This is a genomic window from Thermococcus sp. PK (genome assembly GCF_000430485.1).
Classification (GTDB): domain Archaea; phylum Methanobacteriota_B; class Thermococci; order Thermococcales; family Thermococcaceae; genus Thermococcus_A; species Thermococcus_A bergensis.
Genome location: NZ_KE387150.1, coordinates 259,538 through 277,422, shown reverse-complemented (window position 1 = coordinate 277,422; position 17,885 = coordinate 259,538). Strand labels below are relative to the sequence as shown.

Sequence of the window (17,885 nt, the reverse complement as noted above, 5' to 3'; positions counted from 1 at the left end):
TTCAAAGAAAGTTCTGAACACTGTGGTGGAAAAGGGTTATCGGCCGATTGTTAAGAAAACTAAGAACGCTCCAGGTGGTTTTGGTAGTAAGAAGAGAGACAGAGTGTTTTCTGAAGAAGAGTACAGGCATAGGAATCCTCATGAGGGGTTCTGGGGTGCGTTTACAACGTGGTTTGGCAGTAGGATCCCCTGTTTTCTGAAAAAGACTACTGTAACCCGAATCCTGCTTGGGGTAATGTGTTATGGTCTGAAAATCCTCCTCAGAGTCAAATACTGTTTAAATAACAGGGGGTGAAACTAAACACGCCCTATGGAGGCGAAAAATTTAAAAACAAAGTACAAAGAGGTATATGCGGAAGTGCCGGGGTGGCTCAGCCTGGTCAGAGCGCCCGGCTCATAGGGCTGCTCCCCTTCGGGGGAGCCTGAGAAACCGGGAGGTCGCGGGTTCAAAGCCCGCCCCCGGCACCATTAAAATTTTCTCGGTGTTCTTATGCTGCTCACAAACCACGCTAAGGAGAGAATAATTAAACGCCTTTCAAAAAGCAGAAAATGCGAAAAAATTTACTCAGCTCTTCTGAATTTCCTTAATGGGGCGGAAAAGATTGAGGTTAACAATAGAATCCTTATATTCACGGACAAAAGAAAGTCCCTCGTGTGCTCCAAGCTTGAAGGAAAGAAGCTCTCCGTTTCGGAGATATTTGAAGAAGTCAAAAATATTGACGACGCTTATGAGTGCGTGTTCTGGGGAGAGAAAAAGGTTGCGAAGAAAACAACACCACGGAAGTTTTTAAGCGAAATTCCCAATGGCATCTTTTACTTTTACATAAACAGGGAGAAAAAGGTTATTTATGTGGGAGAAGAAGAACCTTTACTTGCTATAACACTAAGACCTGCAAAAAGGAAAGAAAGGGATTAGGTAGGAATTATGAATATCTCTCCAAAGGGTTCCTCTTGAATAAGCTCGACCTTCCCCATGTTTGCTAAGAACAGCAAATAAAGGAATGTTCTTGCTATTATCTTGGGGCTTGGGTCAAATATCAGATCCCAGAAGGGTATTTTTTCCTTTGTTTCTTCGTAGAGCTCCTTGACTATTTCGTAGAGCCTGTTAACGTGCTTCTCTATATCCACTCTGAAGTCATCAACAACGAATATCTCTTCCTCAATCTCGACTTTCTTTTTCTTCTTGGGTTTTTTCTTTTCCGCTTCTTCCAGTGCGTCCATAAGGGCTTCTATGAGATCATCTAGAGTGTAATAGCGCTCCACCCTTCTCAAAGGAGGAACATAGGGCTCCACTTCAACCCTTATTTTCTCTTCTTCCTCCTCTTCTTCCTCTTCCCCATTACCGTAAAGCAGAGCTTCAGTTTTCATCCTAAGGAGGATGGAGGCGGCGAGTATTGTTCTGGCAGATATCCTTAAGTCGAGATCCTGCATCTCCCTGATCCGCTCGATATACTTCTCTGTAAGGTCGACTATGTCTATGTTCCAGGGGTCAACCTTGCCCATCGTTACGAGCTGGAGGAGAATGTCAATGGGAGTTATTTCTTCCTCTCTCTTGTGTTCCATTTTCCTTCACCTAGATTGCCGCGTTTGTGTTCTTTGCCCTTGCCTTCTCCAGGTACTCCATTGCCTTCTCCAGGCTTAGGCTCACAACCCTTGAGATTCCGTTGCGCATTGATACCCCTATAATCTTGTCCGCATTTGCCATCATGACATCTCTGAGAGTTATCACTATGAACTGACTGCTCTTAGAGGCCTCCTTTATCAAGTCAGCCACTCTCTTTACGTTTGCATCGTCGAGGTGGGCGTCAATTTCATCGAAGAGATAGAACGGAGCTGGCTTAAAGTGCTGAATTGCAAAGACAAAAGCCAGTGCTGTCAGTGCCTTTTCTCCACCGCTCATTGCCTCTATTCTCTTTACTTCCTTTCCAGCCGGCTTTGCTTCTATGTCAAGTCCACCGCTGAAGGGATCCTCTGGATTTTCGAGTATTAGTCTGGCCTCTCCACCGGGAGAGAGCTTTGCAAACAGCTCTGAAAAGTTCTTTGCAATTGCTTCGAGCGTTCTCATGAAGACATTCTTTTTCTGTGCCTCTATTTCATTTATGAACTCGACGATGCTGTCTTTTTCCGCCTCAAGCCTCTCTCTCTTTGATCTGAGCTCAAGGTAACGCCTCTCTACAACTTCATAGTCCTCAATAGCCTTCATGTTAACTGGCTCAAGCTTTCTAATCTCTTCCTCCATTTCATCTATTTCCTCTCTAAGCTTCTCCAAGTCGAGAGGAATCTCCTTGACAAGCCTAACGTCGTGGTGCTTGAGCTCCCTGTTCTTCTCCCGAAGCTGGGCTTCGTATTGAGCGATTCTTATCTTGAGTGAATTCGCCTCAATTCTAAGTTTTTGTAATGCATCTCTGAGCTCTTCCTTCTTTTCTCTCAACTGGGAGATTTCTTCCCTGAGTTTCTCTCTTTCATCCCTAAGATGCTTGAGCTCTTCTTTTACTTCTTCTTCTGCTTCTTGCAGCGTCTCAAGTTCCTCCTGCAGTCTGGCAATGTTTTCTTCGTTTTTGCTTATGCTGGCCTTGAAGGCGTTTATTCTGTTTACCAGCCCTTCGATCTCTTCCTCCAGAGCGGCTTTTCTTGGGATGAGCTCCTCGTTGATCCTGACATCGAGGTTCTCAAGCTTTGACTCAACCTTGCTAAGTTCTTCTCTAAGGGCGCTGAGCTCGTGCTCCACTTCCCTTATCTTCTGGTTGAGCTCTCTTGCCTCTGGGTTGTCGAGTGCTTTTCTCAGCTTCTCCCTCTTTTTCTCAAGTCTCTCTATTCTTCCACTGAGCTTTGCAAGCTCGCCCTTTGTCTGGTGAATCAATTCTTCCAGCTCTTTTATCCTCTTTTCTCCCTCTTCGATTTCCTCTTTTAGGGCATTATCCTCATTGAGCAGTCTATCCATCTCCTTTTGGAGAACTTGGAGATCTTTTGAAAGGTCGCTCTTTTTCATCCTCAGCTCAAACAGGTCTCTTTCCAGCCCCTTCTGCTCAATTTTAAGGGCATTTATCTGAGACTCCAGGGAGTCTTTCTCTCTTTCCAGAGCCTCCAGGCGTCTCTTTATTTCATCCGTATTTACTCCAAGCTTTGCCTTTGGTCTATAGTATCCTCCAACAATTGCTCCACTTCTCTCTAAGAGCTCTCCCTCAAGAGTAACCATTCTAACCTTTCCAATTCCAACCTCTCTGGCTTCGTTCATATCGGTGACTATCAAAGTATCCCCAACGGCAAATGAAACCGCGTTTTTAAACCTTGGGTCATATTCAATAACGTCCATGACCGGAATTCCTTTTGACGTTTCAGCAAGCTTGCGCGGCCTTATTTTGTTTAACGGGAGAAACGTGAGCCTTCCAAGCCTGTTTTTCTTGAGGAAAGTTATCGCTTTCTCTGCAACTTTATCATCCTCAACAACCACGTTGTCAGCATGAGAGCCGAGGGCGACTTCAACAGCGGTGAGATAGCTCTCATCCCTGACTTTTATAAGCTCTGCCAGAGAGCCGTAAATTCCGGGAATGTTCGCTTTCTTCAATGCTTCAAGCGTCTTATTGCCGCTGATTTCCCTCTGTGCCTCAGCCTTTATCAAATCTTCGTTTAATTTTTTAATTTCGGGAAGAAGTTTTTCCAGCTTTTGCTGCTTTTCTTCCAGCTCTTTCTCAATCTTTCTTAGCCTGCTGGTAGTTTTTTCCATCTTCCCCTCTATTTCTGACAGCTCGGCTTTTTTCTTCTCAATTTCTTCTCTTGTTTCTTCAATTTTGCTCTTGAGTGCCAGTCTTTTTGCGGAATTTTGAGCATTTCTTGTCTTGATTCTCTCGATTTCATCGTGCATTTTTCCTATTTCACTTTCTTTGAGATAGTAGTCCTTCTTCGATTGTTCGAGCTCTTTTTCAACGCTGTCGAATTCTTCCTTAGCTATTGAGAAGTTCTTATCTATCTCCGCCAGCTTTAGAATTAGTTCGTTTCTTTCTTTTTCTTTTTCCTGTATTTCTTTGAGAAGGACCTCTTTTCTCTTCTTCCATCTTTCTATTGCAGATTTGCTTTTTTCGATTTCTTCAGAGACTGCCCTAAGCTCTTCCTTTGTTTTCATGAGTCTTCTCTGGCTTTCTTCAATCTCCCTGTTTGCCAGCTCAATGTTTTTCTTTGCCAGCTCTATTTTGGAGGTGATGTCGCTTATCTTCCGTGTTACTTCGAGAATACCATCCTCACTTTTCTCTTCAAGTTCTCTTTCAATTTGATTGAGGGTTCTCTCTTTTTCGACTATTTCCTTCGCGATCTCTTCCAGCTTTTTGCTGATTTCGTTTATTTCCTCTTCAATTTCCTTGTCTCTTTTCTGGCTTTCTGCAATTAAATTTTCAAGCCTCCTCACTTCTCCTACAAGCAAAGTTGTTCTGGCTATCTCCAGCTTTTCTTTTAGGTCTAGGTACCTCAAAGCATCATTTCGTTCTTTTTCGAGCTTGTCGAGCTGCGTTTTCACTTCCCTTATAAGCAAATCAACTCTGGCCAAGTTCTCTTCTGCCTGCTTTAGCTCTTCTAAGGCTTTCTTTTTCTTCTCGTCGTATTCTGCTACACCAGAAATCTCGTCTATTATCATTCTCCTTTCAGTTGGGCTCATTTTAATGAACTTGGTTATGTCACCTTGGAGAACTAAATTGTAACCCTCAGGCGATATCATTGCAGCGCTCAGCAAATCTAGAATATCGCTCCTGCTGGTTCTCTTCCCATTGAGCCAGTAAACGCTTCTTCCGTCCGGATAGACACGCCGCTTTACGACTACCTCATCCTCGTCTATTGGAAATCCTCTGTCTTCATTGTTGAAGTATATCGCAACCTCAGCATATTTAGCAGGCTCCTCCTCTTTTGTGCCTGCAAATATGAGGTCACTTATCCTCGTTGCACGCATTGCCTTCGCTGACAAACCACCGAGAACAAAGAGAATAGCATCGCCAATATTGCTTTTACCGCTTCCATTGGCACCAACTATCGCTGTGAAGCCACGAGAAAAAGGAACTACCACTTTTTTGTTCCCATATGATTTGAATCCTTTCATTTCCATTTTCTCTATATATGGCATATTTAACACCTACGCCGAATTGAACTAAAATGGTTATATATCTTTCTCCGCATCAAGAAAGCATGCCTTCAAGCTCAAGAATCTTTTTCTGCCGCAGATAAACTACAGGAATGCCATTTTCGCGGAGTTTTCTCTTCAATGCTTTGTCATTTGTGCATACTATTACATTTGGAGTCTTCAATGCAAACTCAAGTATCTGCTGGTCTATGGGCTTTTCTCCAAACCTGCCTATCTCTACAATATTGAACTTTTCAGCCAGCTTTTTGGCCATTCTAACAGCTATGAGATCTTTTCCTTTGACCTTACGCTCTATTACACTGAGCTCGTCAAGAACAACGTTCGGAATAAGAACCTCAAACTTCACATCAAGAACCCTGTGAAGCTCACTCACTATGTCAACCCCAAACTGGCCGGGAACTAAAAGAAAATTCGTGTCCGGAATAACGATCCACTTCCGCATAAAATCACCAAAAGAAAGGGAAAGGGTCATTCCCTTATGAATCCATAACCGATAAGTCTCCACCTTGAGCCTACCTGTCTGCTAATTGCAACTCTCTCTCCGGGCTCTGCACATATTGGAATCTGGAGCTTGAGCTCAACCTCGTCTTTGCCTATTCCTGTCACAAGGCCCATTGTTCTCGCTGTTCCCACGTTGAGGAGAAGCACTTCTTTCCTCTTTATAGGCTCTACTTTGAGTTCTTCTTCAGTTCCAACCACTCTTTCAAGGAGGTGCACTTCTAACCTGATGTCCTGCCAGACCGGTGGGAGCTTACCGGGCTTTCCGACGACGTTACCGGCCATTAAATCCCCCTTGGTCAAGAATGGATCAAGCTTAGTCCCAACTCCCACAAGTCCACCGGGGTATGCCTCTTCTACAAATCTTCCACCTGCTTGAAGGGAAACTATCTCAGTGGTTATGGGCTCGTATTTTATTCTTCCATGTTCTTCATATGGAACTCCAGGCCTTATTTCAATTTCATCTCCGACTTTGAGCTTTCCTTGGACAATTGAACCTCCAATAACTCCACCAACAAGCTTTTCAGGGGGAGTTCCCGGCTTATTGACGTCGAAACTCCTTAAGACGAGCATTTTTGGCGGCTTGTTCGGGTCTCTCTCGGGTGTTGGGATAAAGTCCTCAATCGCCTTTATCAGCACGTCTATGTTTGCTCCGTGAATGGCAGATATTGGTATGATGGGAGCGTTTTCTGCCACAGTACCTTTGACAAACTCCTTAATCTGCTTATAGTTTTCTATAGCCTGTTCCTTCGTTACAAGCTCAATCTTGTTCTGGGCAATTATTATGTTCTTATTTCCTACTATCTGCAATGCCATTAGGTGCTCTCTCGTTTGAGGTCTTGGACATGGCTCATTTGCCGCAATAACCAAAACCGCACCATCCATCAAGGAGGCCCCAGCAAGCATTGTGGTCATCAAAGCCTCGTGTCCCGGAGCGTCTATAAAAGAAACTCTCCTCTCGAACTCGGTTTCAGCACCACAGTATGGACATTTTGGAGAAGTAGAATACTTTCCACAGCTCGGGCACTTTCTTATTTCAGCATCGGCAAAACCTATCTTGATGGTGATACCCCTTCTAAGCTCCTCGCTATGGGTATCTGTCCAGATTCCGGTTAAGGCTCTTGTTAGTGTTGTCTTACCGTGATCAACGTGACCAACCATACCAATATTAACTTCAGCCTGCTTAAACTTCTTCTTTGCCATTTTCCTCGCCTCCAAAATTAAGGGTTTATTCTCCCTTATTAACCTTACCACAAGGACTTTTAAATTAATCGATTATACCAAAGATTAAAGAATGGAGAAGAAAGGCTTCATGGATAGACAATTTTAAGGTTTATTTGAACAATTTCAGGGCTTATTGTATTGCCCCTAACGGTTTTCTTCCTTCTTTCTCCCTTTTCTTGGGGTCTGAATCCGGGGCCTCTTGAAAGGAGAATCCTAACCCTTCTTGGGCCGTGTACATCTGGCCTCATGGGGAAGCCATCTTTATCAGTCCCGCCGGTTATTTTGAGCTTAACATCTGCGGGGATTTCACTTCCAAAGACTTCGCTCAAGTTAAGCCCCAACTCCTTAGCCTCTATTTCGTCTCCTATTCTAAGGCCAATCAACTTCTCCGCCTCAGCCCCAGTAATTTCAACTTGCTTTGCGATACCACTCTTTGGATCGGATATTACAAGCTTGAATGTTGCCATTTCCTCCCACCTCCACGTTCATTAGCGGGATTCATTGGGTAAACCCCTTGTCCACCATGGGCTAAGTGGTTTTATTTAAAAAGGTTTCTTTGACAAAAACTTTTTTATATGCGTATGCTCATCTTCTCAACAAGAGAGGTGAGAGAATGGCAAAGGAAAAAACAACTCTACCCCCAACCGGTGCAGGTTTGATGAGGTTCTTTGACGAAGACACAAGAGCGATAAAAATAAGCCCCAGAGGGGCAATAGCGCTGGTATTGATATTTGTGGCTATTGAGATATTGCTTAACGTGTTTGGCCACCAGATATTTGGTTAGAGTAGTGTTTTCTTTAATCCTCTTGCATTTAATTCCTCATTCACTATTTTTCTAATGACGTCCTCGATGTATCCCTTGATGAGGGTCTCGACATCTGCCTTTATCTGGTCTATATCATGCCTTAATCCTTCCAGGAGCCTTATGTACTCTTTTGCCATCTCAAGCTGTCCTTCCTGCTTTATAAGCTGTTCCTTTAGGTGCTCAAAGTCTTCTTTGATAACCTGAAGCCTCTTCAACTCTTTCGTCAGCTCTTCAATCTGTTTCATTAGCTTTGAGTTTTCTTCCTTAAGTTCTGCAATAACTTTCTCCTTGTGCTCCAGCTCTTTCACCAAGGTGTTGTACTCTGAAGCTATGTTGTGGAGCCTCTCTATCTCCCTTATCGGTGGGACTTGGCCATTTCCAAGTATTATGACGTCTGGACCAACAGTGACAATGTCAGAGGGCTTGATTTTTATCTTCTTTTCACTAGAGAACATGCCGGGCTGGAGTTCACCGCTCTTGCTTATGTTCTCCAGAGACTTCATTTTCAGAATAAAATAGAACTGGTCACGGTCTACCTCCACGTTAATGTCAGTCACATAGCCCAATATCTGTCCATTGATCAATGAGACCACAAACTTATTAATAAGTTGGTTCCCCTGCTGGTTCTCCATAGGACTCACCTAGGAAAGATTTTTGAAGTTACTCTACTTAAGCCTTTCCGAAATAAGAAGGTGAGTGTAGATGATAATCTTCGTCGGACGATCAAACGTTGGGAAAAGCACGCTGATATTTAGGCTTACTGGAAAGTACGTTAAGAGGGGCAAGAGGCCGGGCGTGACGAGAAAACCCGTAGAAATAGGGTGGCGGGGAAAGAAGGTAGTCGACATGCCCGGTTTTGGGTTTATGAGCGGAGTGCCAAAACATGTTCAGGAAAAGGTAAAAACCGAAATAGTGCGCTTCATAGAAGACAATGCCGATAAAATTGAGCTTGCAGTGTTGGTTATAGATGGAAAAAGCGCCCTTGAAATCATTGAAAGGTGGGAGAAAAGAGGAGAGATACCCATCGATGTAGAGTTCTTCCAGTTTCTCCAAGAGCTCAACATACCAACCATAGTTGCAGTCAACAAGATGGACAAAGTAAAGAACCTAAACGCAACCATAAACCGCCTCATAGAGAAGTTCGGACTAAGTGGAACGTGGGAAAATTACAAAGATGTCTTTATCCCAATTTCTGCGAAATTCGGGACAAATTTAGATCAGCTCAGAAAATTAATAGAAGAGAAAATCAGAGAGTCTCAAGAACAACGTGGGTGATTGTTTCTTTAACCCCATCAAGGGATGCTATCTCCTCTAGTATTTCGTCAAGTCTGGTTTTGTCTGCTTCAACAATAAGGTCTATGTCACCGGTAACCCTGTAAATGCGCTTAACTTTGAGCTTTTTGATAGCATCATAAACGGATTTCCTCTTAGTGGGTTCAATCCTGACGAAAACAAAGACATCCCCCTTCTTTTCACCCAGAAACTCCAATGCTTTGTCAGTAAGGTCTATGAATCCCCTACCTGTTCTTATGTATCCAAGCTCCTTAAGGGTCTTGAGGTGGTTGCTTAGAGCCTGTCTTGTTATTCCCAATTCGTCAGCCAGTTCATCCTGGGTTTTTTCAACGGTGTGTACTTCTATGGTTTTTCCCTCTTTGTAAAGCTTTTTAAGCAACTCCACTTGTCTTGATGTAAGTGCGCTATCAGTATTCATTTTTATCCCCTCCTATTTCATTTGTTTTGCAATCACAAACTATGTGGTTTATAGTTTTAATAAACCTTTTGGTCTTTGTAAATTAATCCTGCTACATGCTTTTTCAGTAATTTTTGAGTTAACTTTTTAATTGTTTCCTTTTACTTTCAATATATGAACAAGGCAAAATATACACAAGAAGTTCCAGAAGACAGAGGTGAAGTCCTGAAAATCATACAAAAAGAGAAAAAGCCTCTCAAAATCATGATATTGGGCGGAGTTGATAGCGGAAAAACGACCCTCACAGTGTTTTTAGCTAATGAACTTCTCTCTCAGGGATTTAGAGTAGCAATTGTAGACAGTGACGTTGGTCAAAAGGGCATTCTACCTCCTGCCCTCATAAGTCTCGGGTTTCCTGATAGCATTTTCACATCAATGGAAGAGATAAAGCCCATAAAACATTATTTTGTCGGCACAATAACACCGAATCAGTTTTTTGGGGAAATGGTAACTGGAGTTAAGCTCCTTGCTGATGAGGCAATTAAAAGGGGAGCGGATGTCGTCATAGTAGATACCACCGGCCTGGTTCATGGATCTGGGGTCGAGCTAAAAAGAATGAAAATAGAGCTTGTCAGGCCTGATTTGATACTTGCTTTACAGAGAAAAGACGAGCTTGAAGACATCCTCAGACCCTTTGAAGACAGAACAAGGATTATTAGATTAGCAATTAGTGAAAATGCAAAACTCCATACAAGGGAGGAAAGAAGGCAAATAAGAAAAGAAAAATGGAAAAGGTACTTTGAAAACTCCCGTGAATACATCCTAGACCTTAAAAGACTCCACATAAGCGGCACTATGATGTTTCAGGGAAAAGAAATAAGTGAAGAGGAAAAAGGTCTCCTGGAGAGTCTATTTAGGTGGCTCGTTTTTCACGGGCGAAAAATTGCAGGGAAGTATTTTGTTGTAAAAGCCGACGCTGGAAGTTTCCCAAGAAATTTTGATAGAAACTCAATGAACGCTGTTGATTTCGAGAATCTAAGCAATCTCATCGTCGGTCTCATAGATAAAAAGGGTTTTTGCCTGGGGCTTGGAATTCTAAAGCTAATAAACTTTAAAGAGCTTAAAGCCCATGTACTGACTCCTTTAGATGAAAACGAGCTCAAAAATGCCGTTGAAATAAGGTTTGGAAGAATCAGAGTGCGGGAAGATGGGGAGGAACTTGGGCTTTTAAGCAGAGATGCCCTTTAGGGAAAAGATTTTTAACCGCTCCTCATTTTTAGTATTAGGTGTGCCTAATGGAGCTCAAAGGATTCTTGGAAATTCTGAGACCAGCCAACTGTACTGTTGCGGGTTTAGTTGGAATTCTCGGTGCTACAGTGGCTTTAGGTAGCTTTCCCGGCTATGAAAAAAGCTTGATGATATTTCTTGTGGTATTCCTCGGGTGCAGCTGGGGCAATATAATCAACGACTACTTTGACTATGAGATTGATAAAATCAACCGACCCACCAGGCCCCTCCCAAGGGGAGCACTCTCAAAAAAGGCGGCCCTTGTCTACGGTTTATGCTTAGCTGCATTGGGACTTTTAGTAGCATATATGCTTAATCTGCAGGCATTTTTATTTGCCTTCGGGGCTTATCTCCTGATGTACCTCTATGCCTGGAAGTTCAAGCCCACACCTTTTATTGGGAATCTCATAGTAGCGACCCTTACGGGAGTCACCCCCCTTTACGGAGCTATAGCTGTTGGTAAAATTGGCCTTGCCGGTTATCTTGCACTCTGTGCGTTTTTAGTGAACGTTGCACGGGAGATATTCAAGGACGTTGAAGACATTGAGGGTGACATGGCTCATGGAGCCAAAACTCTCCCCATTGTTTGGGGGGTTGAAAAGGCCTCAAAACTTGGGGTTCTGTTCAGTGTTGCTACTGTAATCGCCTCGTTCTTACCTGTAAAGGCCGGAATCGGCCTTGGATACCTCCCAATAATAGCCGTGGATGGAATAATTTTGTTCTCCGCATACGAAGTTTTAAAAGACCCATCTCCAATTACTGCTGGGAAAGCTCAAAGAAAGTTAAAGATTGCAATTTACCTGGCGGTGTTCAGCTTTTTGTTAGGCTCATTGACAAAGGAGGTGTGAAGGTATGGAATTCAAAGACCAGATTAAAGACAAATTATCTGACAAAGAATTGTGGACGGTCATCACATTCAAAACACCCTATGGTCCGGGAGAGACTCTGGAAATGCTCGTCAATGTTTTGGAGGAACTTGGATGGAAAATTGTGTTTAAAGCTAACTGGTGGACTGCAGACATTCCCTACGGGGTCATAAGAATAGATATCGAGCAAGATGGAAGAGAAAAGATCGTGCTCGGAAGGTGGATACTGAGCAACAAGTGCGAGCTTTTAAAGATAGAAAGCATGGATTTAGAGAAAGGCAAAAACGAGTTCTATAGACTTGTAGACGGCATAACCTCCACCCTCATCCACGATCCTGTAATTAGGACAATGAGAGAGCAGTATTGATTTTCTTTTTTTCAAAAAAATTATAAAGAACAGAGCTATTCGAGTATCTGGTAATAACCGACCTCTGGTTCAAAAATCTCTCCTTCCGCAAGGAGAGCCCTAATTGCTTCTTCGACTGTCTCCGGGTCGTATTTGTCTTGAAGTTTTCTCTGGATGAACTTCAATGAGACCGCAGTGCCCTTTGATTTGAGTATCTCCAGTACGGCCTTCTTTACCCCTTCAAGTTCTTCACTGACCTCTTTTTCCTCTTCCTCAAACAATTCCTCCTCAAAAGCAGCCTCTTCAGCTTTTTGCTCCATTATTATGCTATAGAGCTCATCTATTGTGCTTAGTAAATCTTCACTTATTCCCTTGTTCTTTGCGATAACCTTGGCCTTCGCGGTGATTCCGTAGGTGTTGTATATCTCAAAAGCGATTTTAGCCTTTTTAATATGCTCAACTTTGTCTTTAAGTGTCTCGTACCTGTGCAGTATCCACATGTTGGGGTCAACTTTGCTGACTCCCTCAACGAGGATTTGCTTGTCATCTCTCCACTCAGCCACCTTTCCAATCAGCTGAACCATGTCCCCTCTCTTTACCAAGCGAACAAACCTTGTGTCGTCTCTAAACCCTAGAACCCAGATTACTCCAGTCCCATCGTCTATCTGGAATTTTCCATAAGTTTCATCCTCTGCAATTATGGGGTCTCTAACCACTGTCCCCACTATCTTTACCCTATACACCTTTCTTGCGTCCTTTGTGATAAGGTAATTTGGCTCAAAATCCCCCTCACCCTTGACGTAAAATCCCTCTAAGACGTCCTTTATGTAGACCCTTGTTGAGGGCAATCTCTTTTTCATTCTAACCACCACACAAGAGCGTTTTCAAGTTTGGGCAAGAGTTTCTTTTCCAGTTCTTGAATCTCCTCAAGATACTCCAGATTTACATTGCTGAAATCCTGAACTACCTCTCCATAGATGTGTATCTTCTCATTTCTAATGACTCTGCCAATCACCCTTACCGGTTGCCCAATTTTTGGCAGGATGTTTTCCTCACATTCAATCGCAATTACCCCAGTCCCATCGTCAAGCCAAAAGATGTAGTCTATTTTGTCGACTTTGACAACCTTACCAACTAATGACACCCTTACATCTTCTGGAGTTATCTCGGCAATTTTTTTCTCAACCGCAGGCTTTCTTCTAACTTGAGGAATCTCTTCCATCTCACTCTACCTCCTCCAAGAGCTCTCTCCTCACTCTTTCAATTTCCTTTTCATAATCAACGTCATCCCATGAAGAAGCTTTCAATATAAGTCCCAAGAACCTGTCCTCAACGACGTTTCCTCTAACGATTATCTCCTTTCCAAGAACATGGTAGAACTCTTCCTCTGCAAGCTTTCTTCCAGCTTCTCTCATAGTTAATCCAGTATTTACAAGCTCTTTAAGCTTCTCGCTAATTTCTTCCGGCTCAACTCCGAGGATCTCCACGACATCATCTCCAAATAGGGTAACCCTTATGTAGCCCGTTGAGTCATCGATACCAAAGTCCAGTATTGTCGCTTTGATTGGCTTAACCTCACCGTGCTCTATACATATCCACGTGTCCGTTGCGGGGTCATAGTCAACTTTTCTCCTGCACTGAGGACATGCATCGTAGGCTATAACTCTGTAAAGCTTCGCTATTGTACCCCTAACTTCGACGAACTTTTCTCCACCCATTAAGTCGCCTATGCTTTTTCTCGTGTAGTTGTAGCTCCTAACTTCCTCAATTGGTGGGATTTCCTTAACCCTTGGATCTTCGGGATTTATTATAACTCTGCTCCTGAAGTTAACATGAATCTCCGGAAGACCTCTCAGGCTTTCCCTCACATCTGCATTTATAATCTTGATCACTGTGCCGGGTTGAATCTCGTTATAATACTTTGCAACTTCTGAGTCCCACAAAACAACCCTTGCCCTTCCGGTATTGTCATAAATTAAAAGACCCGCAACTCTTCCAACTGAGCCGTCCTTTTTGGTGTATTCTCTAACAGGGTACTTGCGAAGAACTCTACCAACAACGTTTATGTTTCTCATCCCCGGAACTAAATCGGCAATATGGATCAGAGCAGGCTCTTCTTCCTCAGTCTCTACCCCAAGCTGCTCTGCCAAAAGAAGTGCGGCCGCATGTTCGGAGATTTCATTAGCCTGGGCTATCTCTCTGATTTTACGTTCTATTTCCTCCAGGCTCATGCCTGTTTTTCTCCTTATCCTATCAACAATTTCCTCTTTCGTTATAACCGTCATATACACTCACCTGAATAGTAATTCGCAGAACGGGTATTTAAAGTTTTTGAACCCCCAATACACCCTTAAAATTTCTTCATAGTGCAGAAAAAGAAAAACGAGAGGTATAAGAAATTACTACTCCACGTTTTTCTCTTCTTGTTGCTTTTCTATTTTTGCTATTAAGTCGGAATATTCGGCATGGACAACCTTTTTGAAGGCTTCCTTTATTATCAAGGGGTCGTTTTCTGGGAATCCGTAGAGCTCTGCAAATTTCTGGGTTGTTCCAAGGATTTTTGTCTTCTCATATGGCTCTGCATAAATAAGGCCCATTTCCAGCAGACGTTTTATGTGCTCATAAGCCTGACTTCCTCTAAGCTTCACCAGTTTACTCTGCTCTATTGGCTGTAGATATGCTATTAAAGCGAGGGTTTTGAGTTCTCCTGTTCTCAGGTCGGGCCTTGGCATAAGGTGAATAACTCTCTGAGAGTATTCTTGTTTAACCTGCATCACGTACTTATCGCCGAGAACCCTTACAACTTCTATAGCGCTTTTCCTCTCAGCATATTCAGCCGCTATAAGCTCAATGAGTTTTTCAAGATAGTCTAGAGACTTAATCCCAAGAGCCTTGGATAACTCTTTAAGACTCAAAGGGCGTCCTGCAACAAACAGTGCAGCTTCCACAAGGGCTTTATCCTCTATTAGTCCCATGATCATCACCTAAAGATATGATTTACCATGTTGGTGTAATATTACTTCTCGCCTCTTATATTGCTTTCGCAGAAGAACCATTTTGTCCCCAAACATACATAATCACAAAAAACTATCTAAAGAACTCAAAAAGTATGATTCCCGCTTCACATAAAAAGGTCTGGAAAGAAAAACTCAAAACACCGAGTTAAGCCTTCCTCCGTCTACGGATATCATTGCCCCGTTTATGTAGCTTCCATACTCACTGGCTAAAAACGCAACGAGGTAACCTATTTCTTCTGGCTCACCAAGCCTTCCGGAGAGGTCTCTTTTTCCCTAAATCCTTTTCCCTACAAGGATCAAGCACCTCGGAAGCCCCTGGAGGTTGGCAACCTCCCACCATTCTTTCTCATCCCCGAACTCATGAAGGGCAACTAACTCACATCCTCCTTCGATGAGAGCCATTACATAATCCTCAACTGTCCAGTGAAACTCGTATCCGGGGAGCTTTCCTTCTGGAGTCTCGACATCGTAAATATGCGGCCCCCTATCAAAGTAGTTGAACTCAAGCTCAAAATGATTCTTCTCCGCCCATACCCTTCTGAAGGGGTGATACTCGTTAACGAGAAAAAGACCTCCGGGCCTTAGTATTCTGCAGGCTTCTCTGTAATAGGCTTTTAAGTCGCTTACCCATACCGCAACATGACCCCCTGTGTAAACTATATCAAAGCTTCCATCCTTCAGGGGTAGCTTTGTTACGTCAGCTCTCACAAATTCAATGGTGGCGTTGAGTTCCTTTGCCCTCTCAGCGGCGATTTCAAGCTGATTTTGTGAGATGTCCACAGAAGTCACCTTTGCTCCCATACCCGCAAACGCAAAAACCGCTAAATTGTCCCCGCTCCCGAGAACTGCCACGCTTTTTCCTCTAACATCGCCAAGGTATTTGAGTTCTATCTCGTTGAAAACCGTTCTTGGATCTTCATATGCTTTTCTCCATAGATTTTCAATCCTCTTTTGCCATTCTTCAGCTACGGCTTCCCATCTTCTTCTGTTTGCTTCGTGATAGGGATTCACGTTTAACACCAATGTAAGCTTGGTTAGGAATTAAAATTAGTTTTACATTTTCATAACCTTCCCAACGTGAAGCGCCTCTACGCTTCCAATCTCAGCTTTGAGATAGGCGTACTCATCTATACCCGTACAGTGTCCGGGATAGAGCTTCTTTATTCCAAAATCTTTAAAGCCCTTTACTACATCCTCGAGAATATGTCTTTTAGCGCCTCTCAGGTGCAAACCACCCACCAAAGCGAAAATAGGTTTGTAAAAAGTGCTTTTTGCATGCATTGCTATGTTTAAAATCCCGCTATGCCCACACCCGGTTACGATAACCATCGAGGAACCAATATCCAATATTAAAGCCATATCATCCCTTATAGGGTCCTTAACCAGCTTTTTTCCTTTCACGAGATACCCTACAGCCCTATCCCAGGTTGTTCTCTCTATCTCGCCACTTGTGTACATCCCCTCAAAAATCTTAGTGGATTCCTCCCTTAAAATGAAATTCGCTCCAAGTCGTTCAAGATATTCCTGTGAAAACGGGATCCCAATCTCCCTGCGCCGGGGTTTTAGTGCAACCCTTCTCAAAAATATATCAGGATGAGCATAAACATCTATAGAGCTCTTTCTTGCGTCTAGAAACTCTTTCAATCCTCCAGTGTGGTCGTAATGGCCGTGAGTAAGAAAGAGTGCCTCGACTTCTTCCGGCGATACATTGAGTGCTTCCATATTGTGGAGCAAGACTCTTCCATCGCTTCCGGTATCTACCAGGATTTTCTTTCCATTGTGCTGAACTAAAACTGAAAACCCATGCGCACCCAGCAGACCCTTTTTAAATCCGGCGTGGTTTTCGAAGAGCACGGTAATTATCATTATCTATCCCTCAAACGGGAGTTTACCAAACTCCACTTCCAGCGTTTGGGTTGTTCTCCAGATAAAGGCCCCCTCCCCTTTAAGGACATGCTTTCTCATGTCACCCTGTGGAACTCCATTTGCTTCGTAAATCATGCTTTGTATATCTGGGTCGTTATACAGGACTAAAGTTGGGCCTGGAACGTTAAGGATATTTTCCACGGCATATCTAGATCCTAAAAGTGTCACTCGCCCTCTCATAGGTTGTGTCAATAGGGGAATGGCTGCACTTCCGGGAGTTGTGTAGAAAAGAACCGCCGCGTCATCGATTCCAATTAATGTGTTCCTTCTATCTCTGATTGCTGCTGCGAGAATTAGAAAAGCCATTCCCACAATGCTTATGCTGTAGGTTTTTCCAAAGTCAACCAAAATGCTCTTGCCGAGCTTGGGAACTTCTCCCTCAAAAAAGGTCTCATCGAGGGCAGTGTAGACTTCTCTTATGACCTCCCCGTACTGCTCCTTTGACTTGGCTGCATCTGCAACACTGTTAACTTTGCCCCTTAGGATATCGGCATAGAGCTTATCAGTTAGAGAACGATCCAATCCGTATATGGTCTGAATTATTGTTGCAGCAGTATAAAAGTCTTTCAAGAGACCTTTTTTAACCATTTTTATGGGGTCAAGGCCTGTAGGCTTATCGTCTTCTATTTCTATAATGGTATCGAATTTTTCCTTAGGATACTTCCCCCTTGTATCAAAGAAAATCAGCCCGTATTCTTTTTCGAGAAATTGGTCTCCGATGTAATCTATAACTCTCGTGGGGTCGTCATCGATGCCAACAACCTTTAGTGTTCTGCCGTGATAAACCGGGTCATAGTGTATTTCTCTCTCATCATACTCCAAAATCTTTACCTTTTTCTTTTGAAAGCCTCGCCCTTCAGGGCGGGGATGCAGTAATCGAGAAACCGGCCAGAGAGCAGGAAAGCAAAAGAATGTTTTTAAACCAAAAACGTGTGAATTAATAACGAGAAGCAATGAAAAGAACCGTAACGCTCAAACTCCAACCCTCAAAAGAGCAGGAGAAAAGCCTCTTCGAGTTAGCCAATACTGGAGCAAAAGTCTGGAACGAGGTCAATTTCCTCCGGAGGCAACTCTTCTTCGACCACCAGCCCGTAGACTTCAACA

The 17,885-nt window shown here is 43.2% G+C and carries 21 protein-coding genes, 1 tRNA gene and 1 pseudogene; 8 read left to right on the top strand and 15 right to left on the bottom strand.

Annotation, left to right across the window (positions count from 1 at the left end; genetic code table 11):
* From THEPK_RS09600 to THEPK_RS09590, 3 genes are all read left to right on the top strand, one after another.
* Window positions 1–295: hypothetical protein (locus THEPK_RS09600; RefSeq protein ID WP_042701304.1), on the top strand; the 295-nt coding region annotated here is incomplete at its 5' end.
* 65 nt (window positions 296–360) lie between these two features.
* A tRNA-Met gene (locus tag THEPK_RS09595) sits at window positions 361–468 on the top strand.
* 22 nt (window positions 469–490) lie between these two features.
* Complete coding sequence (locus THEPK_RS09590) at window positions 491–916, top strand: hypothetical protein (protein WP_042701302.1); 426 nt, start codon at window positions 491–493, stop codon at window positions 914–916.
* Here THEPK_RS09590 and THEPK_RS09585 read toward each other — a convergent pair.
* The 5 genes from THEPK_RS09585 to THEPK_RS09565 all read right to left on the bottom strand — a co-directional run bounded on the left by THEPK_RS09585 (window position 913) and on the right by THEPK_RS09565 (window position 7,311).
* On the bottom strand, window positions 913–1,563 hold the full coding sequence (locus THEPK_RS09585) for a segregation and condensation protein A (RefSeq protein ID WP_042701300.1): 651 nt from the start codon (window positions 1,561–1,563) through the stop codon (window positions 913–915). The two genes, THEPK_RS09590 and THEPK_RS09585, sit on opposite strands and share 4 nt — an antisense overlap.
* Window positions 1,564–1,573: 10 nt before the next feature.
* The gene (gene smc / locus THEPK_RS09580; protein WP_042701299.1) at window positions 1,574–5,104 is read right to left on the bottom strand and encodes a chromosome segregation protein SMC; all 3,531 of its coding nucleotides are present in this window, start codon (window positions 5,102–5,104) and stop codon (window positions 1,574–1,576) included.
* A gap of 52 nt (window positions 5,105–5,156) precedes the next feature.
* Window positions 5,157–5,564: a PIN domain-containing protein gene (locus tag THEPK_RS09575; protein ID WP_042701297.1), complete on the bottom strand. Its 408-nt coding sequence runs from the start codon at window positions 5,562–5,564 to the stop codon at window positions 5,157–5,159.
* A 26-nt stretch (window positions 5,565–5,590) separates the two neighbouring features.
* The gene (gene eif2g / locus THEPK_RS09570) at window positions 5,591–6,823 is read right to left on the bottom strand and encodes a translation initiation factor IF-2 subunit gamma (RefSeq protein ID WP_042701295.1); all 1,233 of its coding nucleotides are present in this window, start codon (window positions 6,821–6,823) and stop codon (window positions 5,591–5,593) included.
* Between the two features lie 107 nt (window positions 6,824–6,930).
* The gene (locus THEPK_RS09565) at window positions 6,931–7,311 is read right to left on the bottom strand and encodes a 30S ribosomal protein S6e (RefSeq protein ID WP_042701293.1); all 381 of its coding nucleotides are present in this window, start codon (window positions 7,309–7,311) and stop codon (window positions 6,931–6,933) included.
* A 146-nt stretch (window positions 7,312–7,457) separates the two neighbouring features.
* Between THEPK_RS09565 and THEPK_RS09560 the strand changes: the two genes are divergently transcribed.
* Window positions 7,458–7,628: a preprotein translocase subunit Sec61beta gene (locus tag THEPK_RS09560; protein WP_042701291.1), complete on the top strand. Its 171-nt coding sequence runs from the start codon at window positions 7,458–7,460 to the stop codon at window positions 7,626–7,628.
* Here THEPK_RS09560 and THEPK_RS09555 read toward each other — a convergent pair.
* Window positions 7,625–8,281: a hypothetical protein gene (locus THEPK_RS09555; protein ID WP_042701289.1), complete on the bottom strand. Its 657-nt coding sequence runs from the start codon at window positions 8,279–8,281 to the stop codon at window positions 7,625–7,627. The genes THEPK_RS09560 and THEPK_RS09555 overlap by 4 nt on opposite strands.
* A 70-nt stretch (window positions 8,282–8,351) precedes the next feature.
* On the opposite strand from THEPK_RS09555, the gene engB reads away from it, so the two are divergent.
* On the top strand, window positions 8,352–8,924 hold the full coding sequence (gene engB / locus THEPK_RS09550) for a GTP-binding protein EngB (RefSeq protein ID WP_042701287.1): 573 nt from the start codon (window positions 8,352–8,354) through the stop codon (window positions 8,922–8,924).
* On the opposite strand, the gene THEPK_RS09545 is transcribed toward engB, so the two are convergent.
* A complete protein-coding gene (locus tag THEPK_RS09545; protein ID WP_042701286.1) occupies window positions 8,896–9,360 on the bottom strand; it encodes an Lrp/AsnC family transcriptional regulator in 465 nt (154 codons plus the stop codon). The genes engB and THEPK_RS09545 overlap by 29 nt on opposite strands.
* Window positions 9,361–9,513: 153 nt before the next feature.
* Here THEPK_RS09545 and THEPK_RS09540 point away from each other — a divergent pair, with 153 nt between their 5' ends.
* The 3 genes from THEPK_RS09540 to THEPK_RS09530 are packed head-to-tail and all read left to right on the top strand — an operon-like array spanning window position 9,514 to window position 11,859.
* Window positions 9,514–10,587: a Clp1/GlmU family protein gene (locus THEPK_RS09540; RefSeq protein WP_042701284.1), complete on the top strand. Its 1,074-nt coding sequence runs from the start codon at window positions 9,514–9,516 to the stop codon at window positions 10,585–10,587.
* Between the two features lie 47 nt (window positions 10,588–10,634).
* A complete protein-coding gene (locus tag THEPK_RS09535) occupies window positions 10,635–11,474 on the top strand; it encodes a geranylgeranylglycerol-phosphate geranylgeranyltransferase (protein WP_042701282.1) in 840 nt (279 codons plus the stop codon).
* A 4-nt stretch (window positions 11,475–11,478) separates the two neighbouring features.
* Window positions 11,479–11,859, top strand: coding sequence for a hypothetical protein (locus THEPK_RS09530; protein ID WP_042701281.1), 381 nt, complete (start codon window positions 11,479–11,481; stop codon window positions 11,857–11,859).
* Between the two features lie 35 nt (window positions 11,860–11,894).
* On the opposite strand, the gene THEPK_RS09525 is transcribed toward THEPK_RS09530, so the two are convergent.
* The 8 genes and pseudogenes from THEPK_RS09525 to THEPK_RS09495 all read right to left on the bottom strand — a co-directional run bounded on the left by THEPK_RS09525 (window position 11,895) and on the right by THEPK_RS09495 (window position 17,603).
* Window positions 11,895–12,698, bottom strand: a complete 804-nt coding sequence (locus THEPK_RS09525) for an OB-fold nucleic acid binding domain-containing protein (RefSeq protein WP_042701280.1) — start codon at window positions 12,696–12,698, stop codon at window positions 11,895–11,897.
* On the bottom strand, window positions 12,695–13,060 hold the full coding sequence (locus tag THEPK_RS09520) for a replication protein RepA (RefSeq protein ID WP_042701279.1): 366 nt from the start codon (window positions 13,058–13,060) through the stop codon (window positions 12,695–12,697). The genes THEPK_RS09525 and THEPK_RS09520 overlap by 4 nt, the downstream gene beginning before the upstream one ends.
* Window position 13,061: 1 nt before the next feature.
* Window positions 13,062–14,123 carry an OB-fold nucleic acid binding domain-containing protein gene (locus THEPK_RS09515; protein WP_042701277.1) on the bottom strand — a complete coding sequence of 354 codons (1,062 nt, stop codon included), beginning with the start codon at window positions 14,121–14,123 and terminating at the stop codon, window positions 13,062–13,064.
* Between the two features lie 117 nt (window positions 14,124–14,240).
* Complete coding sequence (scpB, locus tag THEPK_RS09510; protein WP_042701275.1) at window positions 14,241–14,813, bottom strand: SMC-Scp complex subunit ScpB; 573 nt, start codon at window positions 14,811–14,813, stop codon at window positions 14,241–14,243.
* Window positions 14,814–14,987: 174 nt separating this feature from the next.
* Window positions 14,988–15,110: pseudogene (locus THEPK_RS12720) on the bottom strand (SDR family oxidoreductase); the annotation flags it as partial.
* Window positions 15,111–15,128: 18 nt separating this feature from the next.
* The gene (locus tag THEPK_RS09505) at window positions 15,129–15,866 is read right to left on the bottom strand and encodes a class I SAM-dependent methyltransferase (RefSeq protein WP_042701273.1); all 738 of its coding nucleotides are present in this window, start codon (window positions 15,864–15,866) and stop codon (window positions 15,129–15,131) included.
* Window positions 15,867–15,908: 42 nt separating this feature from the next.
* Window positions 15,909–16,721: an MBL fold metallo-hydrolase gene (locus tag THEPK_RS09500; protein ID WP_042701271.1), complete on the bottom strand. Its 813-nt coding sequence runs from the start codon at window positions 16,719–16,721 to the stop codon at window positions 15,909–15,911.
* Window positions 16,722–16,724: 3 nt separating this feature from the next.
* A complete protein-coding gene (locus tag THEPK_RS09495; RefSeq protein ID WP_232194576.1) occupies window positions 16,725–17,603 on the bottom strand; it encodes a hypothetical protein in 879 nt (292 codons plus the stop codon).
* Window positions 17,604–17,885 lie beyond the last annotated feature (282 nt).

What these genes read in the sequence shown, in the direction of transcription:
- THEPK_RS09590 (WP_042701302.1), top strand. Translation starts at nt 491, where the DNA reads ATGCTGCTCACAAACCACGCTAAGGAGAGAATAATTAAACGCCTTTCA.
- THEPK_RS09585 (WP_042701300.1), bottom strand. Translation starts at nt 1,563, where the DNA reads ATGGAACACAAGAGAGAGGAAGAAATAACTCCCATTGACATTCTCCTC.
- smc (WP_042701299.1), bottom strand. Translation starts at nt 5,104, where the DNA reads ATGCCATATATAGAGAAAATGGAAATGAAAGGATTCAAATCATATGGG.
- THEPK_RS09575 (WP_042701297.1), bottom strand. Translation starts at nt 5,564, where the DNA reads ATGCGGAAGTGGATCGTTATTCCGGACACGAATTTTCTTTTAGTTCCC.
- eif2g (WP_042701295.1), bottom strand. Translation starts at nt 6,823, where the DNA reads ATGGCAAAGAAGAAGTTTAAGCAGGCTGAAGTTAATATTGGTATGGTT.
- THEPK_RS09565 (WP_042701293.1), bottom strand. Translation starts at nt 7,311, where the DNA reads ATGGCAACATTCAAGCTTGTAATATCCGATCCAAAGAGTGGTATCGCA.
- THEPK_RS09560 (WP_042701291.1), top strand. Translation starts at nt 7,458, where the DNA reads ATGGCAAAGGAAAAAACAACTCTACCCCCAACCGGTGCAGGTTTGATG.
- THEPK_RS09555 (WP_042701289.1), bottom strand. Translation starts at nt 8,281, where the DNA reads ATGGAGAACCAGCAGGGGAACCAACTTATTAATAAGTTTGTGGTCTCA.
- engB (WP_042701287.1), top strand. Translation starts at nt 8,352, where the DNA reads ATGATAATCTTCGTCGGACGATCAAACGTTGGGAAAAGCACGCTGATA.
- THEPK_RS09545 (WP_042701286.1), bottom strand. Translation starts at nt 9,360, where the DNA reads ATGAATACTGATAGCGCACTTACATCAAGACAAGTGGAGTTGCTTAAA.
- THEPK_RS09540 (WP_042701284.1), top strand. Translation starts at nt 9,514, where the DNA reads ATGAACAAGGCAAAATATACACAAGAAGTTCCAGAAGACAGAGGTGAA.
- THEPK_RS09535 (WP_042701282.1), top strand. Translation starts at nt 10,635, where the DNA reads ATGGAGCTCAAAGGATTCTTGGAAATTCTGAGACCAGCCAACTGTACT.
- THEPK_RS09530 (WP_042701281.1), top strand. Translation starts at nt 11,479, where the DNA reads ATGGAATTCAAAGACCAGATTAAAGACAAATTATCTGACAAAGAATTG.
- THEPK_RS09525 (WP_042701280.1), bottom strand. Translation starts at nt 12,698, where the DNA reads ATGAAAAAGAGATTGCCCTCAACAAGGGTCTACATAAAGGACGTCTTA.
- THEPK_RS09520 (WP_042701279.1), bottom strand. Translation starts at nt 13,060, where the DNA reads ATGGAAGAGATTCCTCAAGTTAGAAGAAAGCCTGCGGTTGAGAAAAAA.
- THEPK_RS09515 (WP_042701277.1), bottom strand. Translation starts at nt 14,123, where the DNA reads ATGACGGTTATAACGAAAGAGGAAATTGTTGATAGGATAAGGAGAAAA.
- scpB (WP_042701275.1), bottom strand. Translation starts at nt 14,813, where the DNA reads ATGGGACTAATAGAGGATAAAGCCCTTGTGGAAGCTGCACTGTTTGTT.
- THEPK_RS09500 (WP_042701271.1), bottom strand. Translation starts at nt 16,721, where the DNA reads ATGATAATTACCGTGCTCTTCGAAAACCACGCCGGATTTAAAAAGGGT.